A 12,521-nucleotide genomic window follows, 5' to 3' on the forward strand; every position below is an offset into this window, starting at 1 on the left:
TCAGCTGGATGACGTTATCGTTGGACACGGCATATCGCTCCTTCGGTGGAGAAGTGGAGGCGTCAAGCACCCCCACGATATGCCGCCTTCCCGATTCCCGCCGTCACCAACTTTGGGCGATAGCTCCCCCGATATCGCTCTACATCTGTCAGTCGGTGGCGGCGCCGTCGAGTTTCGCCGCGACCGGATCGATCTTGCCATACGGCGGCTCGACTTTGCGCTCCCGGAGGCGTGGCATGTCCGGCGCCTTTTTCCTGAAAAGGTAGGACCGGTCATGAGCCCTCAGCTCGCGCCAGCGTTTGCCTCGGGGAAGTACATCGCCTTAGGTTCAAAGACCCGGCCGGACGCTTGGTCGCGATGGCTTTCCATCCACCCGTCGGTGCGGCGCCCCACGGAGATTCGCTTCTATGACCACCACTTCCTTATCGTTGAAGCCGCATCGGCGGGGTTGGGCGTTGCCCTCAGCCCGCGGGTCCTTGCAACCGACGATATAGATAGAGGGCGGCTGATCGCACCTGCCGGTTTCGATCCCGACGAAAGCCACTATGGTCTAATCTGGACAGGAGAAAATGAACTGTCCGGGAAAGCACACGATCTTGCTCTATGGCTGCAAGAACAGTGCAATTTCATTTAGTCTAGGGTGCGCAGTGGACTTGCTTCCGGTTTAGGTCCGTGCGCCTCAAGGGTTCGGCGCTGCCTGGCTTGCCGAGAGGAGAAATTGGCCGATATAGAGATCCTGGAGAGCAATCCCGGAGCTGTCGAAGACGGTGATATCTTCCCGCGCGATCCTGCCCGGACAGCGCCCTTCGAGCACCGCGCCGATTGCGTTTAAAACGAATTCGCCGCTTTCGATCCTTTCACGAATATGCTGGAATTCCCCGATCTGGATCGATTGCTCCGGCAGATCGCAAAAAAGCGTTGCACGCGCGAAAATCTCGCTCGGCAACTCCCGCTTGCCGCGCGCGTCGGACCCCATGCCGGCGATGTGTGTGCCCGGACGGATCCATTCCGACTTGAACAGCGGGACCCGCGAAGGCGTCGCGGTGACGATGATGTCCGCTTGACGACACGCCTCTTCCGCCGTCGAAATATGGATGTCGAGTTTCACACCACGCGACAACAGTTTAGTCGCGAAATGATTGGCCTTGTCACGATTGCGCGCGACGACATGCAAGTGCTTCAGCGGAAGGATGCGAGCAAGGGCACAGCATTCGAACAACGCCTGGTTGCCTGCGCCGAAGATCGCCAATGTTTCAGATTCCGGTCGCGCGAGTGCATTTGCCGCCACCGCGTCGGCCGCAGCCGTTCGATAGGCATTGACGGCCGAAGCCTCGACGACCGCGCCGATCCGCCCGCTATCCTGGTCGATCAGGAAGATCGTCGAGCTATGGCGCGGCCGGCCTTTGCTGGGGTTGTTGGGCCAGAACGAGCCGACCTTGAGGCCGGCCAGCTCGGGCGTCGAACCCGACTTGAGCGAGAATGTGTTCTGCGGATCCGACGCCTGTGCGATCACGGCCGGAAACACTTTCGCATTGGGAGAAGCCGCCGCAACGAGCGCCTTCCGGACGGCCTCGAACGCCGATTCATGCGAGATGAGGCGGTTCGAATCGCTTTCCGAGATAAATGTCACCATGGCCTTCATCCAATCCTATTCAATCTGCGCGAACGGGTCGCCGACATGCGGCACCCTGGTTCTGAACGGCTCGCCCAGAGGTAGCGTTTCATCGATAGAATCCGAGAACGGCCTTGGTCTCGAGATATTCTTCCATGCCCTCAAGGCCGTATTCCCGGCCGTTGCCGGAACGCTTGTATCCGCCAAAGGGTGCGTTCGGGTCCCAGTCGGGATAGTTGATATGGACTTGACCCGACCGGATCTGCCCAGCGACCGTCCGCACCGTCTCGATATTCGTGCCTTGCACATGGGCGCCGAGGCCATAGACCGTGTCATTGGCAATCTCAATCGCCTCCTCGATGCTGTCGTAGGGAATGATCGACAGCACCGGGCCGAAGATCTCCTCGTGCGCAATCCTCATGTCGCGACGGACGTTCGAGAAGATCGTCGGCTGCGCATAGAGGCCGATCTGAAGGTTCTCGGGCCGCCCCGGCCCGCCAAAGACAAGCTTGGCTCCTTCCTCAAGGCCGACGCCGATCATGGTCTGGACACGCTCGAACTGCGGCCGGTTGGCGATCGGACCATGGGTCGTGCTTTCCGCGAGCGGATCACCGACCAACAGTTCAGAGGCGGCCGCTGCGGCCAGGACATCGACCTTCGCCATCTGCGAGCGGGACACAAGCATGCGCGTCGGTGCACTGCAGGATTGGCCGAGATTGCGGAAGGCGGCGCCGACACCGAGCGGAACGGCCCGGCTCAGCTCGGCGTCCGGCAAAATGATGTTCGGCGACTTGCCGCCGAGTTCCTGGGCAACGCGCTTGATGGTGGGCGCCGCCGCTTGCGCGACGAGAACGCCCGCCCGCGTCGAGCCGGTGATCGAGATCATGTCCACCTTCGGATGCGACGCCAGGCCGGTCCCCACGACGGGACCAGTCCCGTTGACGAGGTTGAACACGCCGGGCGGACAACCGGCATCGTCCATCACTTCCGCGAACAGCAAAGCACTCAGGGGCGACAATTCGCTCGGCTTCAACACCACCGTGCAACCGGCCGCGAGCGCGGGACCGACCTTGGCGGTGATCTGGTAGAGAGGCCAGTTCCAGGGGGTGATGAGACCGCAGACGCCGATGGCCTCCCGCATGATGGCGGTGCTGCCGCGCGGACTGATGAAAGAATAGGTCGCGAGATTGTCACGCGCGACGCGGATGTGTTCGGCGGCCAGCGGCACCTGGGCGCGGCGCGCATAGGTGATCGCGGCCCCCATCTCGCTCGTGAGTGCCTGTGCGAACAGTTCCAGCCGCTCGAGGATCAAACCATGGATCCGGTCGAGCAGCGCCGCCCGTTCCGCAGCCGACTTGCAAGACCAGCCGGCAAAGGCTCGTTCTGCGGCGGAGACAGCGCGGTCTACGTCCTCATTGTTGCCGAGCGCGACTTCGGCGATCGGCTGCTCGGTCGCAGGGCTAATGACAACCGCCGTCGCCGATCCGATCGGCTTCCGCCATTCTCCATCGATGTAGAATTTTCCGAGGAAGCCGGCTTCCGTCAGGTGTCGAATGGGCGAGGTCATTGGAAGCAATCCTTGATCCGATAATAGGCGCCGACCCGCGGAAGGAACCAGGGAGGACCGAGATCGCGTGCGCCCTTCTTGGCGAGAGCTAGAGCGGCCGAAGAGCCGATCAAGCCACCGCCAATCACCGCAACGTCGCAAGTGCCCTGCACCGGTCCTGCGGAGGCACTCTTGAATGGCTCCGACGTGTCCAGCCAATAGGATGTGAGTTTCATATCTCGCTATCTGTATGCTGGGCATGTGCAAATCGCCGCCCAGCTCTGTTTCAGGTCTACCAGCCGCGCATTCGCGGCCACTGAGCTTCGATTGCGTCGCTTCCCGCGGAGATGACATTGTACAGCTCGTGCTGTGACGCCGTGGCGCAGGCGTGGTTGGGCAAAATCCTGGCCTTCGTGCCGATCGGCAGATCCGGCAGGGTTGCAGCCGATCCGGATCTAATGGCGAGGATGCCGTGCTCCTGGCTCGCCTGCGCGACGATCAGGTCCGGGTAGAGTTTGCCGGACAGATCGCAGACGAGACCATAACCCTGGTCGATCTGCTGCGCCGCGGTGCCGCGATCGCGTGACAGCGCCATCCAGCCCGCATCGACCAAAATCCAGCCCTTCTCCGGCTTCGTTCCGATGACGGTGGTGAGAACCGAGATCGCGATGTCGTCCGTGGTGCAGACGCCGACACCGTGCATCACCAGATCGAAGAACATGTACACACCGGCCCGCATTTCCGTGACGCCGGTCAGGTCGTCGCCGAAATGGGCGGTCGGTGTTGAACCGACGCTCACGACCGGGCATTCATGCCCCGCCGCCCGCAGCGTCTCTGCGGCGGCCACAGCCACGGCCCTTTCGTTCTCCACAGCCGCGACGAGGGTATCGGGCGTGCAAAGGCTGTAGGATTCGCCCGCGTGAGTGAGAACGCCGGCCAGCTTGACGCCGGCCTCGGCCAGGGCGACCGCGACGGCGATAAGTCTGGAATCGGTGGCGGTCAGACCGCCGCGGTGGCCGTCGCAGTCGATCTCGATGAAGGCGGATGGCGTCACAGCAGCGGCGCGGCCTGCCTCGCCCAGAATCTTAGCCTGCTCGGACGAATCGAGCAGCACCTTGAGGTCGAGGCCGGCTTTCCGGAGACGCATCGCCCTCTCAGCGGTGTGCGGTGCCACGCCCACGGCATAAGTCATGTCCCGAAAACCGTGCTGCGCGAAGTACTCCGCCTCCGCCAACGTGGAGACGGTGATCGGCCCGAACCCGGACGGAAAGGCGCGTCGGGCTACCTCGATGGACTTCGCAGTTTTCATATGGGGACGCAGCACGACGCCCCGCGCGGCCATCCGAGAGGACAGACGGCCGAGATTGCGATCCAGCCGGTCCCTGTCAAGCAGGAGCGCCGGCGTCGCCAGCGCCCCGACTGTCGTGGCCGTCTCGCCCGTTCCGGCGTTCGGGATATCCGTTCCATGCATCTCCAAGCGCAGCATCCCGATGTCTCCTAACCGAATGACTGGTTGGCGAGCGCGAACGTGCGCGCCGGCCCGGTTGTTGGCATCTGCGTCCCAAGGACCATGGTGGTGGCGTCGCTGACCTGCTGCAGCCCGATGCCTTCGAGCCACTCCCCGAGATGCGAGTTGGTAGAGGTATCGATCCGGACGAAAACACTCCCGAGGGGCGCGAGCGCGGCCTCGATCAATGCGCGCGCATCGGTCGGGCTTTCGGCGACTACAGGACCGATGACATGCCCACGGCCGAAGAGACGGGAAATGGCGTAGCCGCGAGCTATGCCATCACGCAGCAGGACATAACCGTCGCCGACCTCGATCAGCCGGTTCAGCATTTCGCTCCTCGTCCAGCCGGTGGCCTCGTAATCGAGACCGACGATCGCCGCGAGATCCGATGGAGCCATTGCCCTGACAAAGCACGGACCCGGCGCCTCATGGCGCTCACTGGGAATTCCGTGATGCTGGTGGATGACCCCGATGGGGATGAAGCCACGGCGCTGGTAAAGCGCCATGCCTTCGACAGTCGAATTCAGCGTGATGATCCGTGGTCGTGCCGCCGCGAGCAGCGCGTCCATCAGCCGGGCCCCGTAACCACGCCCCTGAACGGTTTTCGAGACGATGATCATTCCGGTGGAAGCATGGGTATCGCCGTAAGGCCACCAGAGCGCGGTCCCCACCACGGCACCTGCAATCGTCACCACGAAACCGCGGCCAAGCTGCAACGCAAAATCCCAATCCTTGAGCAGGTACGGCCAAGACATCTCCTGCGAGAGCTTCAGGGCACCTTCCAGATGCGCTCTCGCGAAAGGGACCAGGGCCACGTCTTCATTCTCGCGTTCTCCGGCCTGGGTAACTGCGGTTGTCATGATAGGTCGACGTCTCTTGCTCGGGTTGTCGGACTAATCGCCGGTGCCTGACGCGGCGAGATTCCATCTGACGATGCTCGCGCGAGCTGCAGCGTATCTTGGGTCCGACAGCATTACGCAATCAGACGGAAGCAAAGTTCAGCAGGGTATTGCATTGATCATACGCTTGAAGAGACGATCTGCTGTCACCGACTCGCGCCGCGGTTCCGCATCCCTGCGAAATGTCGGGCATGACCGTGGAATGCCCGATGGAGCGGAATGGAGGCCGGCGGACGGAAGCGGAAGGCGGTGCCTCCTGGTCGCTTATGGCCGCATGCATACCGATCCACGGCGGCCAGACCACGCCTGAACCGCAGAAGCCGCCGCATCTTGGAAAAGGACCGGGTGTAGTCTATGCCTTGCATGATGGTTTTCATGCCCCCCAGTCCAGGACAGCCTTGCCACAGTTGCCGGTCCGCATGATCTCAAATCCGGTCTTGAACTCTGCGACCGGCAGGCGGTGCGTTATGATTTTTCGGACGTCGAGACCGCTCTCGAGCATTGCGAGCATCTTGTGCCAGGTCTCGAACATCTCCCGACCATAGACGCCCTTAACCGTGAGCATCTTGAACACAACCTTGGTCCAGTCGACCGTCGCCGGTCGAGCCGGGATCCCAAGCATTGCTATCTTTCCACCCATCACCAAGTTTTCGACCAGTTGATCGAATGCCGCGGGAGCACCACTCATCTCCAGCCCGACGTCGAACCCTTCCTTCATTCGGAGGCCCTGCATCACAGACCGAAGATCCTGTTTGGTCACGTCGACGGGAACAACGTCGGCGACATCAGACGCCAAGGCCAAACGGTACGGATTCACGTCGGTGATCACGACATGTCGCGCACCGACGTGCCGGGCAACTGCAGCGCTCATGATGCCAATAGGACCTGCTCCGGTGATGAGCACATCCTCGCCGACAAGGTCGAACGACAACGCGGTGTGGACGGCGTTGCCTAGTGGATCAAGGATAGCCCCGATCTCGTCGTCGATCGTGTCAGGAAGCGGTACGACATTGAAGGCGGGCAAACGCAGATATTCCGCAAAAGCCCCGGGAATGTTGACACCGATCCCCTTGGTTTCAGGATCCAGGTGAAACCGCCCTCCACGCGCGGCCCGACTGCTGCTGCCAACAACGTGCCCCTCGCCCGAAACACGCTGTCCAATGACGACACTTTTGACGTTCGCGCCGACCTCAGCGATCTCGCCTGCATACTCGTGGCCGACGACCATCGGGACAGGTACGGTACGCTGCGCCCAATCGTCCCAAGCATAGATGTGAATATCCGTGCCGCAGATCCCGGTCTTATTGACCTTTATGAGAACGTCATCCGGCCCGATCTGCGGGATCGCCCGTTCGCCGAGCCAGAGACCCGGCTCGGCTGCTGCTTTGACCAGAGCTTTCATGAGAACACCTTTCTAACTCTCAAATCACGCCAAGCGCTTTGCCGGCGTCCGTAAAGGCATCGACGGCCAATTCAACGTCTTGCTCGGTCAGAGCGGCGGACATCTGTGTCCTGATGCGCGCTCTTCCTTTTGGTACTACGGGATAGAAGAAAGGGGCGACGTAGACGCCGCGTTCATCAAGCGCGACCGCCATCTCCTGTGCCAGCCGCGCCTCGTGCAGCATTACTGGAATGATTGGCGTCTCTCCCGGGAGCATTTCGAAGCCAGCCTTTTCCAACCCGGAACGAAAGCGCCGAGCATGCGCCGCGAGGAGTTGCCGGCGGTCGTCGGCTCCCTCTGCGATCGCAATGGCCTTGATCGATCCCGCTGCCACTGCCGGGGCGAGGCTGTTGGAGAAGAGATAGGGACGCGCTCGCTGTCGAAGTAGATCGATGATGGATTGCGACGCGGCAACAAAACCGCCCATCGCGCCACCCAAGCTCTTGCCGAGCGTTCCGGTCACAATATCGACCTTCCGACTGGTGCCTGTCAGCGTGGGAGTGCCGCGGCCGGCTTCGCCCAGGTGGCCGGTCGCATGGCAGTCATCGACCATGACGACGGCGCCGTATCTTTCGGCCAGGTCGCAGATAGTGGCGAGGTTGGCGATGTACCCGTCCATGGAGAACACGCCGTCCGTGGCGATCAATTTGAAACGGGCCCCTCCCCTGTCTGCTTCCTTGAGACGATCCTCAAGGTCGTTCATGTCGCCGTTGGTGAACCGGTAGCGCCTTGCCTTGCAGAGGCGCACTCCGTCGATAATAGAAGCGTGATTGAGGGAATCGGAAATGATGGCGTCATCGGCGTCCAGCAGCGGTTCGAAGACCCCGCCATTGGCGTCGAAGCATGCAGCGAACAGAATGGCGTCATCCTTGTTCAAGTAGCGCGCGATCGTTCGCTCGAGCTCACGGTGAAGGGATTGCGTACCGCAGATGAAGCGCACTGACGCCATGCCAAATCCGAACTCATCCAGGCCCCGCTTGGCGGCGGCGATCACATCGGGATGATCGGCCAAGCCTAGGTAGTTGTTAGCGCAGAGATTTACCAGTTCGCGCTCCGAATCCTGGGAAACGACCCGAATCCGGCCGGCCTGGGCGCTATTGATGACGCGCTCACGCTTGTACAAACCATCCGCCTGGATCTGCGAAAGCAGCTCGCGTATCCGGCCTTCTAGAGTCGCCGCCATGTTGCCCCGATCTTTGCTACCGCTTTGGACGATCATGATGATCCGATCTCTCCCCGAAGCACGCGCAACATGCCCTCGAAGTGGCCGGGATCATGTGGCTTGAGGAGCGCAGCCTGGCGGGGCAGATCGCAGAGGCGCGACAGCCAAAACCGAAACGCTCCTGCCCGCTGCATCGCAGGAAGCAGCAAGTGCTCGGCGGGGGTTAGCGAGCGGACGCTCTCATAGGCTCCCAGAAAAGCGGCAGCTCGCTTAGCGTCGTGGCGGCCGGTTCGGCTATCGACGCACCAGTCGTTGAGGCACACAGCAACATCGAATAGAAAGGCGTCGCATCCGGCAAAGTAGAAATCAAAGACGCCGGACAGGTGCCCCCTCTCGAACAACACGTTGTCGCGAAAGAGATCGGCGTGCACCGGCCCTCTGGGGAGTCTGTAGGTGGAGGACAAAGCAATTTGGTTCTGAAAGGCCAATTCACTCGCCAGCAGCAAGCGCTGTTCATCAGATACGCAGCGGCCGACCACCTGCACGACCTCATTCCACCATTCGACGCCCCGCGGATTGACTTGTTGTCGTGGGTAATCGCTCCCAGCCAGATGCAACCGCGCCAGGAACTCCCCCACGTAGCTACAATGTGCCGCCGTAGGCTCGGTCTCGCTTTCACCCGGAAGCCTGTTGACGACCACTGCGGGTCGCTGCTTCAGCGAGTGAAGGATTGCGCCATTGGCGTTAGCAACCGGATCCGGGACGGGCATTCCCGCGCCGCAAGATGCTTCATGAAGTGGAGGTAGAACGGCAGTTGCTCGAATGTCAGGCGCTCAAACAACGTGAGCACATACTCTCCCCCATCAGTGTCGACGAAGTAGTTCGTGTTCTCAATTCCGGTGGCGGCCCCGCGAAGGGAACGAGGCCGGCTTAAACTTAGCGCTCGAAAGAACGCTGCGACGTCGTCCAATGACAATTCCGTAAATACGGCCATGGCTGAAACAGTCCTAAATCCGGAATTCAGCAGGTTGCACCCTGCACGACATCGGCGATGTAGTTCTTTATGGTCTGTGCATCCGGCGGAAGGACTTTGACTCGCTTCGGCAACTCTTCTATTCGATCGAACCGTTGCGGGCGATCTGGCTGGCGGCCCAACGCTTCCTTGATCGTCGCAGCGAATTTGATTGGCAGTGCAGTCTCGAGCACAATCATCGGCATCTTGGTGGCTGCGTGTAAGCGCCCGACCGTCACACCATCTGCAGTGTGTGGATCGATCATGGTGTTGTAACGGTCCCACGTGTCACGGATCGTCGCCAGCCGATCGGCATGGGTGCTTTTTCCGCTGCGGAAGCCAAAATGCGTCGCCGCCTTTGCGAATCTGGGATCACCACTAAGATCGAACGACCCTTGTTCCCTGAGTTGGTCGTCAAACAGTGATTTCGTCCGACTGGCGTCGCGACCGAGCAAGTCGAACACGAAACGCTCGAGATTTGACGCCTTGGAAATGTCCATGGAAGGGCTCGATGTTTCAAGCGTGTCAGATCGGCTTCTGACGCGATAAACACCGGTGCGGAAAAATTCGTCGAGCACGTCGTTTTCGTTGGTCGCAAGGACAAGACGGGATATCGGAAGCCCCATCATGCGAGCAATGTGACCAGCGCAGATGTTTCCGAAATTTCCTGAAGGCACGGTAAAGTCAACGCCTGCCGACCTCTCTTCATTGGCCTGAACGTAACCGGAAAAATAATAGATGACTTGCGCTACCAATCGGGCCCAGTTGATCGAATTGACAGTACCGATCCTATGTCGTCGTTTGAATTGCAGATCGCTGGACACGCGCTTTACAATGTCTTGGCAATCGTCGAACACCCCCTCTATGGCAATGTTGTGGATGTTGTCGTCTTGCAGGCTGAACATCTGAGCTTGCTGAAAGGCGCTCATCCGCCCGAGGGGCGACATCATGAAGACCCGCACCCCTTTCTTGCCGCGCATTGCGTATTCTGCCGCGCTGCCAGTGTCGCCACTGGTCGCCCCCAGAATGTTCAATTCCTCGTGCCGGCGCGCCAATTCGTACTCAAGCAGATTGCCGAGCAACTGCATGGCCATGTCCTTGAACGCAAGCGTGGGACCGTTCGACAACTCCTGGAGGTACAGACCCGTCTCCAGCTTTCGCAGCGGCGCGACCCTAGGGCTTGCAAAGATCTCCGGCGTATAGGTCTTTTCAGAGATTTCCTTCAGGTCAGCGGGCGGAATATCGCCGACGTAGAGCGACAGGATTTCGAAAGCCAGGCTGGGATAGGACAAGGTACGCCACGCATCCAGCGTAGCGTCGTCTATGCGCGGGTAGGTCTCAGGTACGTACAGCCCGCCATCCTCGGCGAGGCCTTCAAGCAATGTCTCGCAGAACTGTTTGCGGCCTGAATGCCCGCGTGTGGATACGTAGTGCATCGATACTCTTCTTTCGAGAGACGGCAGTGCGCCTAGGGTCCATGCCCTACGTTGTAACTTCGAGAATGCCCAATAGTCCTTCCGGCCATCAGCGGCGGTCGCGCCACAGCGCGAACCGATCCTGCATCCGATATCCCCAGATGATGGCGGGCATGAACCAAGGGTCGCCACGATAGAGCGGGATGGAGGCCGGCGGACGGAAGTCAAAGGCAGTTCGCGCCGCCTCGTCGTTTTCCATCAGCTTGTGGGCCGCTCGCATACCGATCCAGGGCGCCCAGACGACACCTGAACCACAGAAGCCGATCGCTAGACCACACCGTCCTTTTCGAAAATGCGCGGCAGCATGTCGCGATTCATCGCCACGTTGCCGAACCAGCTGTGCGAAGGGCGGACATTCTCCAGTTCCGGGAAAAGGTTCACCAGCCCCTTGCGCAGCTGGAGCTTCGGAGCCACCGGATTGCCGACACGAGAGCTGTCGCGCCCTCCTAACAGGATGCGTTTGCCGTCGGGCGAAGGTCGGTAATAGAAACCGACCTGGCGGTCCTCGGTCATCATCATGCGTTTTGGCATCAGCCGCGCCATGACTTCCGGTGCAAGCTCCTCGGTTGCAATGATTCGGCTGCGAACCGGGACCAGCCTGCGGCGCAGGAAGGGAACGGCTCCATCGGTGTAACCATTTGTGCAAACCAGCACCTGACGCGCCTGCACCGAGGTTGCGCGTCGAAGCTCCCTCGCCCGGATTCATCGCGTCGAAGGCCGCAACCGAGCGGCCCTCGCGCGCCAGCACCAGCCCAGCCGAAAGGCCGGCATAGCCAGCACCCACGATCAGCACGTCGAGCTTCTTAGGCAACGGCAGTTGAGGCAACGGCTTAAGCGGTGCGGCTTCCCACCAGTAGGGCGTAGCCTTCTCGTCAACTCTCGACGCGTGCACTTCGTTTGCTCCTCGTGTCTTCAGGCGTTGCTTGGTTTTGTACTTCGAGTCGCGTTGAACTCAGGTGTCAAATGTGGTCGTTTCGAACGTCGAGCGCGTCGCGCAGCCCGTCGCCGATGAAGTTGAAGCTTGTCACCGCGATCGTAATCGCAGCGCCGGGAATGATGGCGAGCCAGGGAGCGCTGGCCAGATACTGCTGGGCGCCGTTGAGCATGTTGCCCCAACTGGGAAGCGGCGGCTGGATCCCATAACCGAGGAAGCTAATATACGCTTCCAGAAGTATCGCGCGGGCGACCGTCAAACTGGCGGCTACGATGATCGGACCCATAGCGTTGGGCAAGATCTCCCTGAACATGATATGCGTTCCGCTTAACCCAAGCATCCGACCAGCCTGGACAAACTCGCGCTCACGTAGCGAACGAACCTCGGCCTCGACGATGCGGGCCACTTCCATCCATTTGGTGAGTGCGATGATAACCGTGATCATGACGGGGCTGGGCCGCAATGCTGCAGACAGCGCCAGCACGAGAAAGATCGACGGAAACGACAAGAAGCCATCTACCGTACGCATGAGGACTGCGCTGATCCAGCCGCCGCGATACCCCGCGACCACGCCGACGAGTGCTCCGATCACTATCGATAATAGCATCGCCGAGAATCCCACCAGCAGCGAGATCCGTCCTGCCATTAACAGTCGAGCCGCCAAATCACGGCCCAGCGGATCGGTGCCAAGATAATGATTTCCGGTCATTGGAGGCGCGAAGCGGGCGCGCAAGTCGATGTGGAGCGAGCCATACGGCAGCAGATAGGGGCCCAAGACGCATGCCAGCGTCAGCAGCGTGATCATTGCCAGGCCTAACAGCGCCAGGCGATGGTTCATGAAGCGGAGTACCGCGCGGCTGTGCCACCATCGGCTTGGAGCTGTGCTTACGGCGAGAGTGGTCATATCGGTTGGCTCCTGTCGGGGCTTCT

The 12,521-nt window shown here is 60.7% G+C and carries 12 protein-coding genes and 1 pseudogene; 1 reads left to right on the forward strand and 12 read right to left on the reverse strand.

What is annotated here, in order from left to right:
- Positions 1 to 634 (forward strand): LysR substrate-binding domain-containing protein (locus tag QCM77_RS40840; RefSeq protein ID WP_462804392.1); only part of this gene is annotated, 634 nt, incomplete at its 5' end.
- A gap of 45 nt (positions 635 to 679) precedes the next feature.
- On the opposite strand, the gene QCM77_RS40845 is transcribed toward QCM77_RS40840, so the two are convergent.
- The 12 genes and pseudogenes from QCM77_RS40845 to QCM77_RS40900 all read right to left on the reverse strand — a co-directional run bounded on the left by QCM77_RS40845 (position 680) and on the right by QCM77_RS40900 (position 12,495).
- Complete coding sequence (locus QCM77_RS40845) at positions 680 to 1,633, reverse strand: ornithine cyclodeaminase family protein (RefSeq protein ID WP_347882434.1); 954 nt, start codon at positions 1,631 to 1,633, stop codon at positions 680 to 682.
- 88 nt (positions 1,634 to 1,721) lie between these two features.
- Positions 1,722 to 3,179: an aldehyde dehydrogenase family protein gene (locus QCM77_RS40850; RefSeq protein WP_280096588.1), complete on the reverse strand. Its 1,458-nt coding sequence runs from the start codon at positions 3,177 to 3,179 to the stop codon at positions 1,722 to 1,724.
- On the reverse strand, positions 3,176 to 3,394 hold the full coding sequence (locus QCM77_RS40855; protein ID WP_462804393.1) for a hypothetical protein: 219 nt from the start codon (positions 3,392 to 3,394) through the stop codon (positions 3,176 to 3,178). The genes QCM77_RS40850 and QCM77_RS40855 overlap by 4 nt, the downstream gene beginning before the upstream one ends.
- A gap of 56 nt (positions 3,395 to 3,450) precedes the next feature.
- Positions 3,451 to 4,644: an alanine racemase gene (locus QCM77_RS40860; RefSeq protein WP_280096589.1), complete on the reverse strand. Its 1,194-nt coding sequence runs from the start codon at positions 4,642 to 4,644 to the stop codon at positions 3,451 to 3,453.
- An 11-nt stretch (positions 4,645 to 4,655) separates the two neighbouring features.
- Entirely contained in the window at positions 4,656 to 5,528 is an 873-nt protein-coding gene (locus QCM77_RS40865) for a GNAT family N-acetyltransferase (RefSeq protein ID WP_280096590.1), read from the reverse strand.
- 412 nt (positions 5,529 to 5,940) lie between these two features.
- Entirely contained in the window at positions 5,941 to 6,969 is a 1,029-nt protein-coding gene (tdh, locus tag QCM77_RS40870; RefSeq protein WP_280096591.1) for an L-threonine 3-dehydrogenase, read from the reverse strand.
- A 19-nt stretch (positions 6,970 to 6,988) separates the two neighbouring features.
- Positions 6,989 to 8,191 (reverse strand): glycine C-acetyltransferase, encoded by a 1,203-nt coding sequence (locus tag QCM77_RS40875; protein ID WP_280096610.1) that lies wholly within the window; start codon positions 8,189 to 8,191, stop codon positions 6,989 to 6,991.
- 32 nt (positions 8,192 to 8,223) lie between these two features.
- Positions 8,224 to 8,940, reverse strand: a complete 717-nt coding sequence (locus QCM77_RS40880; RefSeq protein WP_280096592.1) for a homoserine kinase — start codon at positions 8,938 to 8,940, stop codon at positions 8,224 to 8,226.
- Positions 8,886 to 9,164 carry a phosphotransferase gene (locus tag QCM77_RS40885; RefSeq protein WP_462804394.1) on the reverse strand — a complete coding sequence of 93 codons (279 nt, stop codon included), beginning with the start codon at positions 9,162 to 9,164 and terminating at the stop codon, positions 8,886 to 8,888. Before QCM77_RS40885 ends, QCM77_RS40880 begins: the two co-directional genes overlap by 55 nt.
- Before the next feature lie 26 nt (positions 9,165 to 9,190).
- Positions 9,191 to 10,618, reverse strand: a complete 1,428-nt coding sequence (thrC, locus tag QCM77_RS40890; RefSeq protein ID WP_280096593.1) for a threonine synthase — start codon at positions 10,616 to 10,618, stop codon at positions 9,191 to 9,193.
- 88 nt (positions 10,619 to 10,706) lie between these two features.
- Positions 10,707 to 11,549, reverse strand: a pseudogene (locus tag QCM77_RS40895) (NAD(P)/FAD-dependent oxidoreductase).
- A 67-nt stretch (positions 11,550 to 11,616) separates the two neighbouring features.
- Positions 11,617 to 12,495 carry an ABC transporter permease gene (locus QCM77_RS40900; protein ID WP_280096594.1) on the reverse strand — a complete coding sequence of 293 codons (879 nt, stop codon included), beginning with the start codon at positions 12,493 to 12,495 and terminating at the stop codon, positions 11,617 to 11,619.
- Between the last annotated feature and the right edge of the window lie 26 nt (positions 12,496 to 12,521).

Origin of the sequence: Bradyrhizobium nivariense, assembly GCF_029846695.2 — a bacterium.
GTDB lineage: Bacteria > Pseudomonadota > Alphaproteobacteria > Rhizobiales > Xanthobacteraceae > Bradyrhizobium.